This window comes from Streptomyces sp. NPDC053069 (assembly GCF_044546895.1).
Classification (GTDB): domain Bacteria; phylum Actinomycetota; class Actinomycetes; order Streptomycetales; family Streptomycetaceae; genus Streptomyces.
In genome coordinates, this window is the sequence record NZ_JBITZN010000015.1 from 42,369 (window position 1) to 59,979 (window position 17,611).

General features: G+C 72.5%; 15 protein-coding genes. 11 read left to right on the forward strand and 4 right to left on the reverse strand.

Annotated elements, in window-relative coordinates:
• Window positions 1–237: 237 nt before the first annotated feature.
• The 3 genes from aceE to ACIGXP_RS30050 all read left to right on the forward strand — a co-directional run bounded on the left by aceE (window position 238) and on the right by ACIGXP_RS30050 (window position 4,606).
• Window positions 238–2,940 carry a pyruvate dehydrogenase (acetyl-transferring), homodimeric type gene (gene aceE / locus ACIGXP_RS30040; protein ID WP_399773614.1) on the forward strand — a complete coding sequence of 901 codons (2,703 nt, stop codon included), beginning with the start codon at window positions 238–240 and terminating at the stop codon, window positions 2,938–2,940.
• A gap of 76 nt (window positions 2,941–3,016) precedes the next feature.
• Window positions 3,017–4,021: a helix-turn-helix transcriptional regulator gene (locus ACIGXP_RS30045; protein WP_399773616.1), complete on the forward strand. Its 1,005-nt coding sequence runs from the start codon at window positions 3,017–3,019 to the stop codon at window positions 4,019–4,021.
• A 66-nt stretch (window positions 4,022–4,087) separates the two neighbouring features.
• Window positions 4,088–4,606 carry a DUF4240 domain-containing protein gene (locus ACIGXP_RS30050; protein ID WP_363218072.1) on the forward strand — a complete coding sequence of 173 codons (519 nt, stop codon included), beginning with the start codon at window positions 4,088–4,090 and terminating at the stop codon, window positions 4,604–4,606.
• A gap of 102 nt (window positions 4,607–4,708) precedes the next feature.
• On the opposite strand, the gene ACIGXP_RS30055 is transcribed toward ACIGXP_RS30050, so the two are convergent.
• Entirely contained in the window at window positions 4,709–5,509 is an 801-nt protein-coding gene (locus ACIGXP_RS30055) for a peptidoglycan recognition protein (protein WP_399773619.1), read from the reverse strand.
• A 515-nt stretch (window positions 5,510–6,024) separates the two neighbouring features.
• Between ACIGXP_RS30055 and ACIGXP_RS30060 the strand changes: the two genes are divergently transcribed.
• Window positions 6,025–7,209, forward strand: coding sequence for a MarP family serine protease (locus ACIGXP_RS30060; RefSeq protein ID WP_399773621.1), 1,185 nt, complete (start codon window positions 6,025–6,027; stop codon window positions 7,207–7,209).
• Window positions 7,210–7,222: 13 nt separating this feature from the next.
• Here ACIGXP_RS30060 and ACIGXP_RS30065 read toward each other — a convergent pair whose 3' ends face one another.
• A complete protein-coding gene (locus ACIGXP_RS30065) occupies window positions 7,223–7,711 on the reverse strand; it encodes a GNAT family N-acetyltransferase (protein ID WP_399773624.1) in 489 nt (162 codons plus the stop codon).
• An 82-nt stretch (window positions 7,712–7,793) separates the two neighbouring features.
• Here ACIGXP_RS30065 and ACIGXP_RS30070 point away from each other — a divergent pair, with 82 nt between their 5' ends.
• On the forward strand, window positions 7,794–8,690 hold the full coding sequence (locus ACIGXP_RS30070) for a TIGR01777 family oxidoreductase (RefSeq protein WP_399773626.1): 897 nt from the start codon (window positions 7,794–7,796) through the stop codon (window positions 8,688–8,690).
• Between the two features lie 183 nt (window positions 8,691–8,873).
• Window positions 8,874–10,238, forward strand: coding sequence for an NAD(P)/FAD-dependent oxidoreductase (locus ACIGXP_RS30075; protein WP_399773629.1), 1,365 nt, complete (start codon window positions 8,874–8,876; stop codon window positions 10,236–10,238).
• Window positions 10,239–10,296: 58 nt separating this feature from the next.
• On the opposite strand, the gene ACIGXP_RS30080 is transcribed toward ACIGXP_RS30075, so the two are convergent.
• Window positions 10,297–11,766, reverse strand: coding sequence for a regulator (locus ACIGXP_RS30080; protein ID WP_399773632.1), 1,470 nt, complete (start codon window positions 11,764–11,766; stop codon window positions 10,297–10,299).
• Window positions 11,767–12,005: 239 nt separating this feature from the next.
• Here ACIGXP_RS30080 and lipB point away from each other — a divergent pair, with 239 nt between their 5' ends.
• The 4 genes from lipB (at window position 12,006) to ACIGXP_RS30100 (ending at window position 15,062) form a co-directional block, all read left to right on the forward strand.
• A complete protein-coding gene (gene lipB, locus ACIGXP_RS30085; protein ID WP_363218054.1) occupies window positions 12,006–12,803 on the forward strand; it encodes a lipoyl(octanoyl) transferase LipB in 798 nt (265 codons plus the stop codon).
• Window positions 12,804–12,918: 115 nt separating this feature from the next.
• Window positions 12,919–13,884 (forward strand): lipoyl synthase, encoded by a 966-nt coding sequence (lipA, locus tag ACIGXP_RS30090; protein WP_363218055.1) that lies wholly within the window; start codon window positions 12,919–12,921, stop codon window positions 13,882–13,884.
• 230 nt (window positions 13,885–14,114) lie between these two features.
• The gene (locus ACIGXP_RS30095) at window positions 14,115–14,312 is read left to right on the forward strand and encodes a hypothetical protein (RefSeq protein ID WP_069781302.1); all 198 of its coding nucleotides are present in this window, start codon (window positions 14,115–14,117) and stop codon (window positions 14,310–14,312) included.
• 60 nt (window positions 14,313–14,372) lie between these two features.
• On the forward strand, window positions 14,373–15,062 hold the full coding sequence (locus ACIGXP_RS30100) for a DUF4191 domain-containing protein (protein ID WP_363218056.1): 690 nt from the start codon (window positions 14,373–14,375) through the stop codon (window positions 15,060–15,062).
• A 21-nt stretch (window positions 15,063–15,083) separates the two neighbouring features.
• Here the strand turns inward: ACIGXP_RS30100 and ACIGXP_RS30105 are convergent, their stop codons facing one another.
• Entirely contained in the window at window positions 15,084–16,277 is a 1,194-nt protein-coding gene (locus tag ACIGXP_RS30105; protein ID WP_399773636.1) for a ferritin-like protein, read from the reverse strand.
• A 193-nt stretch (window positions 16,278–16,470) separates the two neighbouring features.
• Between ACIGXP_RS30105 and ACIGXP_RS30110 the strand changes: the two genes are divergently transcribed.
• Window positions 16,471–17,550, forward strand: coding sequence for a nitrous oxide reductase family maturation protein NosD (locus ACIGXP_RS30110; RefSeq protein ID WP_399773638.1), 1,080 nt, complete (start codon window positions 16,471–16,473; stop codon window positions 17,548–17,550).
• Window positions 17,551–17,611: the final 61 nt, after the last annotated feature.

Sequence of the window (17,611 nt, forward strand, 5' to 3'; positions counted from 1 at the left end):
CACCTGCGAAAACAAGGCGATTCGGCGTCACCCGGTGCCATCCTCGAAGGCACCCCGTGCCGACTTTCTCGAAATCGAGAGGTTTTCGCCCCGAACCCTTTGATCGATCATCGATCAGGGAGTTACAGTCGCCGACGGACTTCCACCGAGGTCCGCGCCCTGTCCTGCCAAAGACCAAGGGCACCCCCGAACCCCTTGCCGATGAGGGAACCCCCTTCGACTGAGGAAGGCGGCGACATGACCGACCCCAACGCCATCCAGCCGAGCGCGCTCGACCAGCTCCCCGACCGCGACCCGGAGGAGACCGCCGAATGGCAGGCCTCCCTCGACGCCGTCGCCAGGGAGGCCGGGCCGCACCGCGCCGCATACCTGATGCGCCGCACGCTGGAGCGCGCCGAGGCGGGCGGCATCGCGCTGCCGAAGCTCCTCGAGACGGACTACGTCAACACCATCCCCACCTCCGCCGAGCCGGGCCTGCCCGGCGACCCGGAGATGGAGGCCCGGATCACCGCCTGGAACCGCTGGAACGCGGCCGCGATGGTGACCCGCGGCGCGAAGTACGGCGTCGGCGGCCACATCGCCACCTTCGCCTCGGCGGCCTGGCTGTACGAGACCGGCTTCAACCACTTCTTCAAGGGCAAGGAGGGGGACGGCTCCGGCGACCAGCTGTACATCCAGGGCCACGCCTCCCCCGGCATCTACGCCCGCGCCTTCCTCGACGGCCGGCTGAACGAGCACCACCTGGACAACTTCCGCCAGGAGGCCGGCGGCAACGGCCTGCCGTCGTACCCGCACCCGCGCCGCCTGCCCTGGCTGTGGGAGTTCCCGACGGTGTCGATGGGCCTCGGCCCGCTCTCCGCCATCTACCAGGCGCGCTTCAACCGCTACCTCACCAACCGCGGCATCAAGGACGTCTCCGCCTCGCACGTGTGGGCGTTCCTCGGCGACGGCGAGATGGACGAGCCGGAGTCGACGGCGGCCCTCGCGCTCGCGGCACGTGAGGAGCTGGACAACCTCACCTTCGTCATCAACTGCAACCTGCAGCGCCTGGACGGCCCGGTCCGCGCCAACTTCAAGATCGTGCAGGAGCTGGAGGCCCAGTTCCGCGGGGCCGGCTGGAACGTCGTCAAGACGCTGTGGGGCACCGCCTGGGACGAGCTGTTCCAGCTCGACACCACCGGCGCGCTCGTACGCCGCCTGCGCCAGGTACCGGACGCGCAGATCCAGACGTACCAGACCCGTGACGCCGCCTACATCCGCGCCGACTTCTTCGGCAAGGACCCGGCGCTCGTCGAGATGGCGAAGCTGCTGAGCGACGACAAGATCCTTGAGTGCTTCCACCTCTCGCGCGGTGGTCACGAGGCCCGCAAGGTCTACGCCGCGTACAAGGCCGCCGTCGAGCACAAGGGCGCGCCGACCGTGATCCTGGCCCAGACGGTCAAGGGCCACACCCTCGGTGAGGGCTTCGCGTCGAAGAACGCCAACCACCAGATGAAGAAGCTCTCGGTGGACGAGTTCAAGACGATGCGCGACCTGCTCGGCCTGCCGATCAAGGACAGCGACTTCGTCGACGGCGTGGTCCCCTACGGCCACCCGGGCGCCGACTCCCCCGAGGTCCGCTACCTCCAGGAGCGCCGCGCGGCCCTCGGCGGTCCGGCCCCGGCCCGCCGTACGCACGCGCTGGCCCCGCTGCCCGCCCCCGCCGAGAAGGCCTTCGCCTCCTTCGACAAGGGCTCCGGCTCGCAGAACGTGGCCACGACCATGGCCTTCGTCCGCCTGGTCAAGGACCTGGTCCGCGACAAGGAGACGGGCAGGCGCTGGGTGCCGATCGTCCCGGACGAGGCGCGCACCTTCGGTATGGAGTCGCTGTTCCCGTCCCTCGGGATCTACTCCCCCAAGGGCCAGACGTACGAGCCGGTCGACCGCGACCAGCTGATGTACTACAAGGAGGCCAAGAACGGCCAGATCCTCAACGAGGGGATCACCGAGGCCGGTTCGATGGCCGACTTCATCGCCGCGTCCACCGCGTACGCGACGCACGGCGAGGCGATGATCCCCTTCTACATCTTCTACTCGATGTTCGGCTGGCAGCGCACCGCCGACCAGATGTGGCAGCTCGGCGACCAGCTCGGCCGCGGCTTCCTGGTCGGCGCGACGGCGGGCCGTACGACCCTGACGGGCGAGGGCCTGCAGCACGCCGACGGCCACTCCCCGGTCATCGCGGCAACCAACCCGGCCGCGCTGACGTACGACCCCGCGTTCGCCTACGAGATCGCGGTGATCGTCCGTGAGGGTCTGCGCCGGATGTACGGCGAGGCCAAGCCGGGCGAGGACCAGAACGTCTTCTACTACCTGACGGTCTACAACGAGCCGCTGCCGCAGCCCGCGAAGCCGCAGGGTCTCGGCATCGACGAGGGCATCGTCAAGGGCCTGTACCGCTTCAACACGGCGGAGTCCGCGGGCGTGACCGCCCCGGCGAACGCCCCGCGCATCCAGCTGCTGGGCTCCGGTACGGCCATCCACTGGGCCCTCGAAGCCCAGAAGCTGCTCGCCGAGGAGTGGGGTGTCGCGGCCGACGTCTGGTCGGCGACCTCCTGGTCGGAGCTGCGCCGGGACGCGATGGACGCCGACGCGGCGCTGCTGCGCGGCGAGGAGCGCGTGCCGTTCGTCCGCCAGGCGCTGCAGGGTGCCGAGGGCCCGGTCCTCGCGGTCTCGGACTACATGCGCCAGGTCCCGGACCAGATCGCGCAGTGGGTCGAGCAGGACTGGTCCTCGCTGGGCGCCGACGGCTTCGGTCTGTCGGACACCCGTGAGGCCGCCCGCCGCCACTTCGGGGTCGACGCCCAGTCGATCGTCGTCGCGGCCCTGGCCCAGCTCGCCAAGCGCGGCGAGGTGAAGGCCACGGCGGTCAAGGAGGCCCGGGAGAAGTACGGGCTGTAGTCACCGGGGTTCTGTGAAGGGGTACGGCTGCTGCCGTACCCCTTCCTTGTCGGTACCCCCCGGCATCATGAGACGCATGCGTGCCGCACGCCTGATCAAGATGGTTCTCCTCCTCCAGTCCCGGCCCTCCATGACCGCCGCCGAGCTCGCGCGGGAGCTGGAGGTGTCGGAGCGGACCGTGACGCGGGACGCGCAGGCGCTGTCGGAGGCGGGGGTGCCGGTGTACGCCGACCGGGGGCGGGCCGGGGGATACCGGCTGGTGGGTGGATACCGGACCCGGCTCACCGGGCTGGCCCGGAGCGAGGCCGAGGCGCTGTTCCTGAGCGGGGTGCCGGGGGCGCTGAGGGAGATGGGCCTGGAGGATGCCGCGTCCGCCGCCCGGCTGAAGGTGTCGGCTGCGCTGCTGCCGTCCCTGCGGGACGCCCCGGACAGCGCCGCGCAGCGGTTCCATCTGGACGCGCCGGCCTGGTTCCGGGAGCCGGAGACGCCCGCGCTGCTGCCGGTGGTCGCGGAGGCGGTGTGGGACGACCGCCGCGTCACCGCCCGGTACCGGCGGGGCGAGGAGGAGGTGGAGCGGCTGCTGGAGCCGTACGGGCTCGTGCTGAAGGCGGGCGTCTGGTACCTGTGCGCGCGGGTGGTCGGCGGTGGGGCCTTCCGGACGTACCGGATCGACCGGTTCGGCGCGGTGGATCCGCTGGAGGAACGCTTCGCCCGTGATCCGGACTTCGATCTCCCCGGCCACTGGGCCGAGCAGGCCGAGCGGTTCGCGCGCTCGCTGCTGCGCGCCGAGGTGATCGTACGGCTGTCCCCGGGAGGCGTGCGCGCGCTGCGGTACGCCTGCGACCCGATGTCGGCGCGGGAGGCGCTGAGCGAGGTGGGCGAGCCGGACGGGGAAGGCTGGGTGACGGTGACGCTGCCGGTGGAGTCCGAGGAGGTCGCACACACGCAGCTGACGGCGCTCGGCGCGGACGTCGAGGTGCTGGCCCCCGAGAGCCTGCGCGAGCGGTTCGCGGAGACCGCTGCCCGGCTGGCCGCGCTGTACGGCGGTCCGCGCCCCCCTGACCGTACGGGCGCCGGGTAACGATCCGCCGCACTCCGGCGCACTCCGCGTGCGTCCCTCCGGTGGAGGCCCGATGCTGGTGCCGTGATGGACGAGACGGAGTTCTGGGAGCTGATCGACGCCGCCCGCGAGACCGCCGAGGGCGATCCCGAGGAGCAGGCCGACGTGCTCGTGGACCGGCTGCTCCGGCTGGACCCCGATCTGGTCCTGGACTTCGCCCGTCACTTCGAGGCGCGATACAACCGTGCCTACCGCTGGGACCTGTGGGGCGCCGCCTGGGTGCTGCTGGACGGGGCCAGCGACGACGCGTTCGACTTCTTCCGGTGCTGGCTGATCGGCCAGGGCCGCGAGGTCTACGAGGGCGCCCTGCACGATCCGGACGCGCTGGCGGAGTTGCTGGGCGAGTTCGACGAGGAGATCGACGGCGACGGCGAGGAGCTGGGCTACGCGGCGGACGAGGCGTACGAGCAGTTGACCGGCACCGTCGCGCCCGATCTGGGTATCGCCCCGGCGCCCGCCGAGCCGGAGGGCACACCGGTGGACTTCGAGAACGAGCGGGCGCTCGCCGAACGGTTCCCCCGGTTGTGGAACCGTTTCAGGGAGTGAGCGGCCCCACCGCGCGGTGCAGCGGGGCGGCGTCGGCCCGGTCGAGCCTGGTGACGTGCACGACCGTAGGGCGCGCGGGGTTCTCAGGGCCCTGCGTGGCGGCTATGGCGTTCCTGTGGACGGCGGCGCGGGGGCGGTGCGGGGCCGGAGGGCGGCGGTGCGGCCCTGGAGGCGGGCGGCCTTCTCCCTGATCTCAGGGAGGCGGGCGGTGAGGGCGGCGCCGGGGCAGCTGGTCATGAACCCGGCGTTGTGGCCGGCGAGGGCGGGCAGGGTGGCGGTGGTGCCGGAGCGGTAGCGGCTGTGGCTGCTGCTGGAGACCAGGCGGACGGTCGCGCGCGGGTCGACGTCGGCGAGGCCGAGTTTCCAGGCGGTCAGGGCGGCGATCGCGTCGGTCATGGCCTGGGGCACGGGGACGCCGGCGGTGAAGGTGCCGAGGGCGGCGATGCCGGCGGTGCGGTGGTTGAAGCCCAGGGTGTGGGCGCCGGTGACGGGCCGGTCGACGCCTCCGGCGCGGCCTTCGTAGATGGTGCCGCAGCGGTCGACGAGGAAGTTGTACCCGATGTCGTCCCAGCGGCGGTCGCCGGTCTGCCCGGCGTACAGGTGCTGGATGATGCGCGGCGCGTCGGCGCAGTCGTACGCGCTCGGCGAGTCGGTGTGGTGGACGAAGACGGCGACCACCTTGTCGTCGTAGCGCGGGGGCGGCTGGGTGCGCCGGGCGGTGCCCAGCCAGACGGAGCGGGGCACGATGTGCGGCCGGGCGGCGCGGTGGGCCGGGGTGCGGGCCGGTCCGGGCCGGTCCGGACGGATCCCCTGGGGGCGCCCGGCATCACGGGCGCACAGGACGAGCGCGAGGACGGCCACCAGCCCGGACAGACCGCCGACCAGCAGCAGGACTCCGGGCACCCGCCGGCGCGCCCGGCTCCGCCTTCCCGGGCGCTCCGGCGGTTCCGGCGGTCCAGGCGTGGCCGCTGCCCCGGAGAGCCCGGGTCCCTGCGGTGTCCCGAGCATGCCAGGGTCTCCCGACGGCCTCGGCGCCCCCGCACTCCAGGCCTCCGGGATCTCCGTCCCCTCCGAACGCGCCTCCCCCTCCGCAGTCCCCACCCCCTCCGGACCCTCCCCGGTCTCCGCTCTTTCCGCTCTTTCCGCTCTTTCCGTGGTCCCCGGCGGCCCCGGCGGCTGTCGGGTTCCGGAGCTGTGCACTGTTCTTCGGGCGGCGTGCATGGTCCCACTCTCGGTGTGGCGGGGCGTGTCCGCGATGTGCGCTGTGCCACCCGGCGGAACCATCGTCCTGGTCCGGGACGTTTCTGGGGGTACACACATACGTGGCCGGTTCGACGCCCGGTGGCCGTGCCCGTACGGGTGACTGATCACCGGGCCCGTCCCGTCCGTACTGAGGGGTCCGAGAGAAAGGCGGCTCCGTGGACCTGCTCGACCTGGTGCTTGTGCTGGTCATCCTCGTCTACGCAGCGTCCGGTTACCGGCGCGGGCTGGTCGCCGGCTGTGTCTCGCTGGCCGGGTTCGTCGGCGGTGCCGTCGTCGGCGTATGGGTGCTGCCCTGGGTGACCGGCCTGGTGGAGCGGGGTACGGCGCAGGCGACGGTGCTCGCGGTGGTGACGGTGCTGGTGCCGGCGGTGTTGGGGCACGAGCTGGCGGGCCGGCTGGCGCTGCGGCTGCGCGGGGAGCTGGACCGGGGTCCGCTGCGGGTGGCGGACGGGATAGGGGGCGCGGCGGCGAACTCGGTCGCGGTGCTGATCGTGGCCTGGGTGGCGGCGAGCGTGCTGGCGGCGGCCCCCTCGCAGACCCTGACCACGGCGATACGGAACTCGACGCTGCTCGGCGCGGTGCAGCAGGCGATGCCGGACACCACGCCCGCGTGGTTCTCACGGGCCACGTCGGCGCTGACGGAGGCGGGTTTCCCGCAGGTCTTCAACCCGTTCGAGAACGAGTCGACGGCCCGGGTGGCCCGGCCCACGGGTGACAGCGTCACCCCGGCCGCGACGCGCGCCGCGAAGCTGAGCACGGTGAAGATCGAGGGCGTCTCGGGCAGCGAGGGCCGGGAGGGCAGCGGGTTCGTCTCTTCCGCGCGGCATGTGATGACCAACGCGCACGTGGTGGCGGGCATCGACCACCCGAGCGTGCGGGTGGGCGGCGTCGGGCGGTCGTACGGGGCCCGGGTGGTGCTCTTCGACCCCGACCGGGACGTGGCGGTGCTGTATGTGCCGGATCTGCGGGCCCCGGTGCTGCGCTTCGACACGGGCGCGGTGCGCGGCGCGGCGGCGGTGGTGGCGGGCTATCCGCAGGACGGCAGCCTGAACCTGCAGGCGGCGACGGTGGCGAGCCGGGTGCGGGCGACCGGGCAGAACATCTACAACGACGGCGTGGTCACCCGGGACATCTACTCGATCCGGTCCACGGTCCGGCCGGGCAACTCCGGCGGCCCGCTGCTGACCACGGACGGCAAGGTGTTCGGCGTGGTCTTCGCCCGCTCCACCTCGAACGCCGAGACGGGGTACGCGCTGACGGCGGACGAGGTGGCGGGCGACGCCCGGCGCGCGGCCAGGGCGACAGTGCCGGTGGACACGGGGCAGCTGGTCAGCTCCTAGCGAGCGGAGGGGGTCACAGCCGCCGGCCCATGAGCACGTCGTCGACGTAGGCGCCGTCGAGGAGGAACTCCCCCGGCTGCACTCCCTCGACAACAAACCCCTCGGACGCGTACAGCGCGCGGGCCGGGGCATTGTGCCCGAGCACCCGCAGGCTCAGCCGCCGTGCGCCGCGCCCGCGCGCCTCCTCGACGGCGGCCCGGATCAGCGCGCGCCCGAGCCCCCGCCCGCGTGCCTCCTCGGCGACGGCGAGGCCCTGGATCTGCAGGACGTGCGCGTTGGAAGCCAGCGGGGTCGGGCGGGCGATGCGGACATAGCCGACCAGCCGCCCCTCGGTCTCGGCGACCAGGTAGTCCCCCGGGAGGTGGCGCTCGTCGAAGAACGGCTTGTACGGCGGCTCCGGTCGCGGCGACACGGCGTGCAGGGTGGACCAGGTGGCCCGGTCGAGGACGGCCAGTTCCTCTTCGTCGGCGGCCACGGCGATGCGTATGTACGGCTCCGGCATGGCGATCACCTTACGGCGGGCGGCCGGAGCGCCTCACGCGTATTTCGGGCGGGCCTGCCGGGGCCGCGGGCATGCTGGGGCCATGGAGCGTATGCGAATCGCCGTGGCCGGCGCGTCCGGGCTCATCGGCAGCGCCCTGGTGCGGTCCCTGACCGCGGACGGGCACGAGGTGGTGCGACTGGTGCGCCGGGCGGCTGCGGGCCCGCACGAGGTCTGCTGGGACCCCGTGGGGCAGTACGTCGACGCGGCGGGGCTGAGCGGCTGTGCCGCGGTGGTCAATCTGGCCGGGGCGGGAATCGGCGACCGGCGCTGGACGCCGTCGTACAAGCGGCTGCTGCGGGACAGCCGGGTGCTGGGTACGGCCGCGCTGGCGGAGGCGGTGGCCGCGCTGCCCGAGCCGCCGCGGGTGTTCGTCAGCGGCAGCGCGATCGGCATCTACGGCGACACCGGCGACCGGGTGGTGGACGAGGACGCGCCGCCGGGCGACGGTTTTCTGCCGTCGCTCTGCGTGGAGTGGGAGGAGGCGGCGGCGCCCGCGCGGGAGGCCGGCGTGCGGACGGTGTTCGCGCGGACGGGTCTGGTCGTGGCGCGGGGCGGCGGTGCGTGGGGGCGGTTGTTCCCGCTGTTCCGGGCGGGGCTCGGGGGGCGGCTGGGTGACGGGCGGCAGTACTGGTCGTACATCGCGCTGCACGACGAGGTCGCCGCGCTCCGGTATCTCATCGACCACGGCACGCTGTCCGGGCCGTTCAACCTGACGGCCCCGCAGCCGCTGACGAACCGTGAGATCACGGCGGCGATGGCACGGGTGCTGCGCCGCCCGGCGCCGTTCGCGGTGCCCGCACCGGTGCTGCGGGCGGTGCTGGGCGAGCTGGCCGGGGATGTGCTGGGGAGCCAGCGGGTGGTGCCGAAGCGGTTGTTGGGGGCGGGGTTCCGTTTCGCCTTCCCTGGTATCGATGACGCGATCCGCTCCGCGGGCTGAGAGGAGAACCTGCAACACGGGCGAACAGACGTGACCGTATGCGACCTCCATGCGACCGTGCCCTGTTGATGCGCGACTGTTTGCGACCGATCACGGCCCTAACCTCGACCCGAACTCGGGTATCCCCGGAGCCAGTTGGGGGCATGACGTCTCCACCGGCCGCGCAACCACAGGAGGGGCCTCGTGCTTGAGCCCGCGTACCAGGTGGACGTCGTCATCGTGGGAGCCGGAATCGCCGGACTCTCGGCGGCTCATCGGCTGACCAGCGCAGGAATCTCAACCGCAGTCCTGGAGGCCGCCCCGTACGTCGGCGGCCGCATGTCGACGGAGAAGGTCGACGGCTTCCGGCTCGACCGCATCGGACAGCTGCTGTCCACGTCCTACCCCGAACTCCGCATCACCCCAGGCCTGGACTCTTTGGTGCTGCGCACCTTCGCGCCCGGTGTCCTGCTGCACCGCGACGGACGCGCACAGCGCGCCGGCGCACCGGCGGCCGGAGGGAGCGCAAGGGGCGCACTCCATGTGGTGCGCGCCCTTGCAAGCGCCCCCAGGGGGCCGGCGGCCACCCCGGGCCGGGTCGGCGCGCCGGTGGGCGGCGCGGTCGACCAGGCCCGGCTCGGCACCGCCCTCGGCCGGATCGCCACCACCCCGGTCGAACGCATCCTGGCGCGCCCGGAGATGCCCGCCGGACAGGCCCTCGCCCAGCGCGGGATGCCGGGGCGCACGATCGACGGCTTCCTGCGCCCGCTGCTCGCCACGCTGCTGTGCGACCCGGATCTCAGCACCTCCAGCCGGTGTGCCGACCTCGCACTGCGGGCCTTCGCGAGCGGCCGGCTGTGTGTGCCGGAGGGCGGCGCGGAGATGCTGCCGGTGCTGCTGGCGCGGGCCCTGCCGCCCGGCACCGTGCACACCGGGGTGCGGGTCACGTCGGTCTCCACGACCGCGGTGACGACCGCCGAGCACGGCGAGATCCGCTGCCGGGCGGTGCTGCTGGCGACGGACGCACGGGCCGCGGCGGAGCTGCTGCCGGGCCTGCGGGTGCCGGACTTCCACCCGGTGACCGTGGTCCACCACACCACCGACGATCCGGCGGCGGCCTTCTCGGTGGGTACCTCGCTGCTGCTGGACGCCGACCGCGGCGGGCCGGTGGCACACACGGCGGTGCTCAGCAGCGTGGACCCGAGCCGGGCGCCGGTCGGCCGGGTACTGATCTCCTCGACGGTGCTGGGCACCCCGCCCGAGGGCACCGACACCGCGGTGCGCATCCACCTCGCCCGGCTCTACGGCACCTCGACGCGCCGCTGGGAGACGCTGGCGGTCCACCACACCCCGGAGGCCGTCCCGGCCATGCGCCCCCCACACGACCTGCGCCGCCCCGTGCGCCTCCTGGCGGGCCTGTACGTCTGCGGCGACCACCGCGACACCAGCACGGTCCAGGGCGCCCTCCACTCGGCCCACAGGGCCGCGAGCGCCATCCTGGCCGACCTGGGCGCAGCTGGTTCCCTGCACCGGGCCGACCCGGCACCGACGTTGCCGCGGGCGGCGTAGGAGAGTGCGGCACCGCCGGTCACCCGACCGGTGGCGCCGGACCCTGTTCAGCCCGCCCTCATGCCAGCGCCGCCACCTTCTCCCGGTACCCCCTGACCGGTGCCGCGTCCCGGTACGGCTCCAGCCGGCGTTCGAAGTCCCGCACGTACTCCACCGCGCGAGCGCTCCGCATCTCCGCGGCCTGCCCCGCCGCCTCGGCGGCAAGCGCGCACGCCTGGTCGAGTTCGCCGAGCCCGAGGCGGGCCGTGGCGAGGACGACCCGGCAGAAGAGGCGGCTGCGGGCGTAGGAGGGGGCCCGCAGCTGCAGCGAGCGTTCGGCGTGCTGGGCGGCCGCCCGGAACTGCTGCAGATCCCGGTGGCAGTGCCCGAACTCGTCGGCGAGCTGCGCCTCGTCGAAGAACTTGGCCCAGTACGGCACCTCGTCGCCGGGCCGGGCCGCCTCCAGGGCGCGCTCGGCCCGCACGAGCGCCGCCGTGCACGCCCGCACCTCGCCGAGCACGCTGTGCGCCCTCGCCTCGGAGGCGTGCAGCAGCGCCTGCACGACCGGCGGGCCACCCGTGCCCGCGCCCTGCTGGGCGACCCGGGCCAGTTGCACGGCCTCCCTGCCGTGGCCGAGGTAGACGGCCTGGCGGCTCATGGTGACCAGGACGTACGAACCGTACGCACGGTCACCGGCCGCCTGCGCGAGCCGCAGGGCCTGCACGAAGTAGCGCTGGGCGAGCCCGTGCGCGGCGATGTCGTACGAGGTCCAGCCGGCGAGCCGGGTCAGGTCGGCCGCCGCGGCGAACAGGCGGCGGCCGGTCTGCTCGTCGTAGGTGCCGCGGAGCATCGGCTCGCACTCGTGCTCCAGATAGCGCACCAGGGCCTGGCGGGCGTGGCCGCCGCCGAACCGGTCGTCGAGGGTGCGGAACAGCTCGCCGACCGAGCGCAGCGCATTGATGTCACCGCCCGTGACCTTGTGGCCGGGGGCCCGCTCGGCCTGTCCGCGGGCCCGGGGCGGAACCGGCAGCACCGGCCGGACCTGGGGCTTGGCCGGGGCCGGGCGACCCTGCGCGGGCACCCGGGGTGCCTGTTCGCGGGCCACCTTGTCGTCCGGCTTGCCGATCAGCCAGTCCCGGCTGGGCACCACGAGCCCCGCCGGGGTGAAGGCGATCTTGCGCAGCTCGGCGTGGCTGCCTGAGTCCTTGCGCCACAGCCCGCTGACGATGTCGACGGCCTCCTCCGGGGTGGCGGCGAACTCCAGCCCGGCGTACACCGGCGCACACGCGTCCAGGCCCAGATCCTGGGCGGTGAGCCGGCGCCCGAGCCGGCGTGTGAACACCTCGGCGATGAGGGCGGGGGTCGTACCGCGCGGCTGCTGTCCGCGCAGCCAGCGGGTGACCGAGGTCTTGTCGTATCTGAGGTCCAGCCCGTGCTCCAGGCCGAGCTGGTCGACGCGACGAGCCAGACCCGCGTTGGAGAACCCCGCCTCTGCGATGAGCGCGGCGAGCTGGCGGTTGGGGGTGCGCTGCGCGGGTCGGTCCGTCATCTGCGGTGCGGTCTCCTGCCTTCCGTGCTTCTGAAGTGCCCGGATTGCCTTTGAGCAGCCCTTATGGCCGCACGAACGGCGTGAATGTAGCGGAGAGTGAACAGGTGATCACAGTCTTCCCCCCGCATTCATCCGATCGTGTGAGGAACGCCCGCAGGGCTGACGTACGCCGGTCGGTCGTACAGTGGCGTGGGCGCGCTATGTGCCTGACACACCGGTCGCTGAGGGAGGCGCTTGCCGTGAGTGAGTTGCGGTTCGTCCGCATGGGGTTCGGTGCGGATGCCGTCGATTACCAGGAGGCGTGGGACGAGCAGCGGCGGGTGCACGCGGCCCGGTTCGCCGACGAGGTCCCGGACACCGTGATCCTCCTGGAGCACCCCCCGGTGTACACCGCCGGCCGGCGCACCGAGGACAGCGAGCGCCCGCTGGACGGCACCCCGGTCGTCGACGTGGACCGCGGCGGCAAGATCACCTGGCACGGCCCCGGCCAGCTGGTGGGCTACCCGATCCAGAAGCTCCCGCGCCCGGTGGACGTGGTCGCGCACGTCCGGCGCCTGGAGGAGGCCCTCATCCGCACCTGCGCCGAGTTCGGCCTGGAGACCACCCGGGTCGAGGGCCGCAGCGGCGTGTGGGTGCTCGGCGACCCGGTCGAGCAGCGGCCGGCCCTGGGAGGGCTGTCCCTGGACTTCGACCCGCGCCTCGCCGACGAGGAGTTCGACCCGCGGCTGAACGGTCCCGAGTACGCCCCCTCCAACGCGGGCCAGCGCCGCGAGGACCGCAAGATCGCCCAGATCGGCATCCGGGTCGCCAAGGGCGTCACCATGCACGGCTTCTCGTTCAACGTGAACCCCGACATGAAGTGGTTCGACCGGATCATCCCGTGCGGCATCCGGGACGCGGGCGTGGCCTCCCTCGCGAGCGAGCTGGGCCGGGACGTCACGATCGAGGAGGTCCTGCCGGTGGTCGAGAAGCACCTCAGGGACATCCTGGAGCACGCGGAACTGAAGCCGCGGGAGATCGAGAAGGCCTCCGCCTGATCCACCGCCGGGGGGAATGCGCCCTGCGGCTGTGGGGTTGGCCTCACCGCCAGGGCGTGCAGAGCACGGGCGTACGCTGGTGTACGCCGAAGAATCAAAGCTTAGGGAGCCGGTCGTGTCCGCAGTCGCACCCGACGGACGCAAGATGCTGCGCCTGGAGGTCCGCAACAGCCAGACCCCCATCGAGCGCAAGCCCGAGTGGATCAAGACCCGGGCGAAAATGGGCCCCGAGTACACCAAGATGCAGAACCTCGTGAAGAGCGAGGGCCTGCACACGGTCTGCCAGGAAGCCGGCTGCCCGAACATCTACGAGTGCTGGGAGGACCGCGAGGCGACCTTCCTCATCGGCGGCGACCAGTGCACCCGGCGCTGCGACTTCTGCCAGATCGACACCGGCAAGCCCGAGGCCCTGGACCGCGACGAGCCGCGCCGCGTCGGTGAGTCCGTGGTCACGATGGACCTGAACTACGCCACCATCACCGGTGTCGCCCGCGACGACCTGGAGGACGGCGGCGCCTGGCTGTACGCCGAGACCGTGCGCCAGATCCACCAGCAGACGGCGGACCGCGAGGGCGGCCGTACGAAGGTGGAGCTGCTGGCTCCCGACTTCAACGCCGTTCCCGAGCAGCTCGCAGAGGTCTTCGCCGCCCGCCCCGAGGTCTTCGCGCACAACGTCGAGACGGTCCCGCGGATCTTCAAGCGGATCCGCCCCGGCTTCCGTTACGAGCGCTCCCTGAAGGTCATCACCGAGGCCCGCGACTACGGCCTGGTGACCAAGTCCAACCTGATCCTCGGTATGGGCGAGACCCGCGAGGAGGTCAGCGAGGCGCTCAGGCAGCTGCACGACGCGGGCTGCGAACTGGTCACCATCACCCAGTACCTGCGCCCCTCCGTCCGGCACCACCCGGTCGAGCGCTGGGTCAAGCCGCAGGAGTTCGTCGAGCTGAAGGAGGAGGCCGAGCAGATCGGCTTCTCCGGTGTGATGTCCGGCCCGCTGGTGCGGTCGTCCTACCGTGCCGGGCGCCTGTACCGGATGGCGATCGAGAAGCGTGGTTCCTACATCGCCGTCCAGGCGGTGTGAGCCCAGCGTGTGAATTCACGCACAAGCACTTACCGGCCAGTAATGGCCGAGTCGACGCGGTCCTGACCGTCCTCGCTGATGAGGGCGGGCATCAGGGCCGCGTCAGCGTTTCAGGGCTCTGTATCAAGGCTTCATTGGCGTTTGACCGGTCGGACACGCCCTGGTAACACCAATCAGTGACTCTGGTATCACGCCCCGTACACCATCCGATCCGAGGGGGGACCTCGATCATGCAGGCCGCGCCCGTACGCGCCACCGCCATCCCGTCCTTCACCGATGCCCTCCGCGCCGTCGAGTCCCTGCTCATGAGCGGCGGCCAGCGCACCGCCCGCCGCAACGCGTGGACCTCCGTGCTGGAGGACCGCCGGCGCGCCAAGGACCGGGTCGAGGCGCAGCGTGTCCTGGAGCAGGCCGCCGACCGCTCCTGACCCGCGCCGCCCCGGGCACTGCCGTCGTCCGCACTCCCGGGGGCACGTAGACTTCGTGGCATGGCGAGGAAGGAAACCGCGGCGGACGCCGCGAACGCAGGGCGACTGAAGCAGATCGCTCTCACGTACAAGATGACCCGCAAGGCCGACAAAAAGATCGGTCTTGTACTCGCGGCCGTCGGCATCGGCACCCTCGGTGTCTTCCTCGCGATCGGCTTCCTGATCGGTCACCCGATCTACCTGGGCATCTTCGGCCTGCTGATCGCTCTGCTGGCGACGGCCATCGTGTTCGGCCGCCGGGCCGAGCGGGCCGCTTTCGGCCAGATGGAGGGCCAGCCGGGCGCCGCGGCCGCCGTGCTGGACAACATCGGCCGGGGCTGGACGACCACTCCGGCGGTGGCGATGAACCGCAGCCAGGACGTGGTGCACCGGGCGGTCGGGAAGGCCGGCATCGTGCTGGTCGCCGAGGGCAACCCGAACCGGGTGAAGGGCCTGCTGGCCGCCGAGAAGAAGAAGATGAACCGCATCGTCGCGGACGTGCCGGTACACGACGTGATCGTCGGCAGCGGCGAGGGGCAGGTCGAGCTGAAGAAGCTGCGCACGACGCTGCTGAAGTTCCCGCGCGTGCTCACCGGTCCCCAGGTGACGGCCACCAACGACCGGCTGCGGGCCATGGGGGACCTGATGAGCAACATGCCGGTGCCGAAGGGGCCCATGCCCAAGGGCATGCGGATGCCGAAGGGCCGCTGACCGTTACACCACCCCGCCGGATCAGCTGGGCCGGAACTGGGGGCCGTAGGTGCCCGGGGCGTCGGGGAGGGGGGTCTCCATCAGTTCCACTGCCGGGTCCTCCATGGCGCGCATGGCGCGTACCGCCGCGCCCAGGCTGCGGCCGCCACCGCCGCCCCACGCCTCGTCCAGGGAGTCCAGCACCGCCCAGTAGGTGCTGTCGAACTGGTCCAGCAGCCGCTGGACCTGGGCCGGCGGGCGGGGCCAGCCGTCGGGTGGGACCGCGGCCATGGGGCGGGCGTCGGGGAAGGGTACGGACGCGCCGGTGAACTGCCAGCCCTGGGGGGTCCGGCTCAGCCGCCGCCCGTGGTAGATCTCCGCGAAGGCGTAGTAGTGCGCCGGGTGGTCGTCCTCGAAGGCGTTGGCCGGGGAGCTGGTGGTGCCCTCGCCCTGCTCCCTGACGATCTCCAGGGAACGGTCGACGTCGTCGAGGCCGGTGACCGGCTCCAGCACGTCGGAGCCGATGCGGTCGGAGAGCTGTCCCTCGGCCGACAGATACGGCGCGGTGCGCCGGAACGCCTCCTGCAGGTCGCCGTAGAAGCCGCCGATGGTGGGCGAGTGGGCCGCCGTGCGGGCGAGCGGGGCCTCGGGGGCTTCGATCGCCATCATCACGTCGCGTACGTAGTCCCTGGTGAGGCCCGAGAGGTACACGTGCACCCCGGCGCGCACACCGCCGGGCAGCGGGCCGGGATAGTGCAGCGCCGCGTCCCTGATCCGTGGCCGCCCGCCCACGGCCACGAGCAGGTTGCAGACGACGCCCAGGTGGTACATCTCGTCGCCGACGATGCGCCGGATCAGCCGCGCGGCCTCGCCGCGGCGGTCCCTGACCGACCACCAGCCGCACAGGTACGGCGGGATCGTGGCGAGTTCGAGCCGCACGGCGATGTCCAGGGCCGCGCGGATCCACTCGATCCCGCGGTCGCCCTCGGGCACGGCGAGCAGACGGGCCATGGAGCCGCGGCCGGGCCCGGAGCCGGGCAGCGAGCCCGGCGCGGCGCCGGGCGTGGCAGCCGGACCGTCGGGCGGCCCTGCGGCTGCCGGTGCGACAGCGGGCGGCGGTGCCGGAGCGGTGCCCGGGACCGGTGCGGTGGCGGCCAGGGCGGCCGTTGCCAGGAAGCCTCTGCGCCCGACCGGGGCGGCCGTCGGCCCGTCCGGATGTTCGCTCGTGCCCGTCACCTTGCCTCCGCTCCGTCCTGCCCCGCCTGCGCACACGGCGGCCGGGACCTCTTCGACAGCTCGCGAAGCTAGCAAGCCGGCGCGGCCGTTTCCGGGACGTCCGGCCGCCGGTGTGGCGCGGACCGGCCGCTGACACGCCGCCGAACGGAGCATCCTGCCGGTAATCGGCTCATGCGCTCCTAGCCTTCCGAATGTGACAAAACGCCATATCCCGTACATTGCCTGCAGCACCGCAGTCCTCGGCGCGCTCCTCGGCGCCGCCCCGGCGTCGGCCGATCCCCAGGTGCACGTCGTGCATCCGGGTGAGTCGATCCAGAAGGCGGTGGACGCCGCGCGGTCCGGCGACACGGTGCTCGTGCAGGCCGGCACGTACCACGAAAGCGTCGAGGTGACCACGTCCGGGATCACGCTGCGCGGCGTGGGCCCGGACACCGTGCTCCAACCGGCCGCCGACAAGGCCGGGAGCACCGAGAAGGCCGGGAAGAGCTGCGCGGGGCAGGGCAACGGCATCTGTGTGGTCGGAGCCAAGAACCAGCCTGTCCGGGGCGTCACCGTCGCCGACCTGACCGTGACCGGTTTCTCCAAGATCGGTGTGGTCGCGGTGGGCGCGGACGGCCTGACCGTGCGCGCGGTGACGGCCGACAAGAACGGCCAGTGGGGCATCGCGGAGGAGCGCTCCACCCGCAGTGTCTACCGGCAGGACATCGCCCGGTCCAACGGTGACGCCGGCCTGTTCCTCGCCAACACCATCACGGCCGAGCAGGGCGCCGCCGACACCGGGGGCACCGTCCTCGAACAGAACCGGCTGGAGGACAACCGGATCGGCATCACCGTCCGCCGGCTGCGCAACCTCACCGTCAAGCAGAACTACATCACCGGCAACTGCGCAGGCGTCTTCGTCGTCGGCGACGAGAACAAGCCGAAGACGGGCGCCCTGACGGTCAGCCACAACCTCATCGAACGGAACAACAAGTACTGTGCGGCGACCGCACGGCTGCCCTTCCTGCAGGGCTCCGGCATCATCCTGACCGGCGCCGAGGACACCGTGGTGACGCACAACGTGGTCGGCGCCAACTCCGGAGCGTCCCCGCTGTCGGGCGGGATCGTCCTGTTCAAGAGCTTCGTGGGCGCCACGAGCGAGCGGAACCGGATCTCGGGCAACCGGCTGGGCGGCAACGGCCCGGCCGACCTCGTGAACCAGGAAGCCGCCAAGAGCAGCAACGTCTTCCAGCGCAACGTCTGCGGGGCCTCGAAGCCCGCGGGTCTGTGCTGACCGGACGGCCGTACCCCACCCAGGCGCCGTACCCCACCCAGGCAAGGAAGGAAGGCGGCAC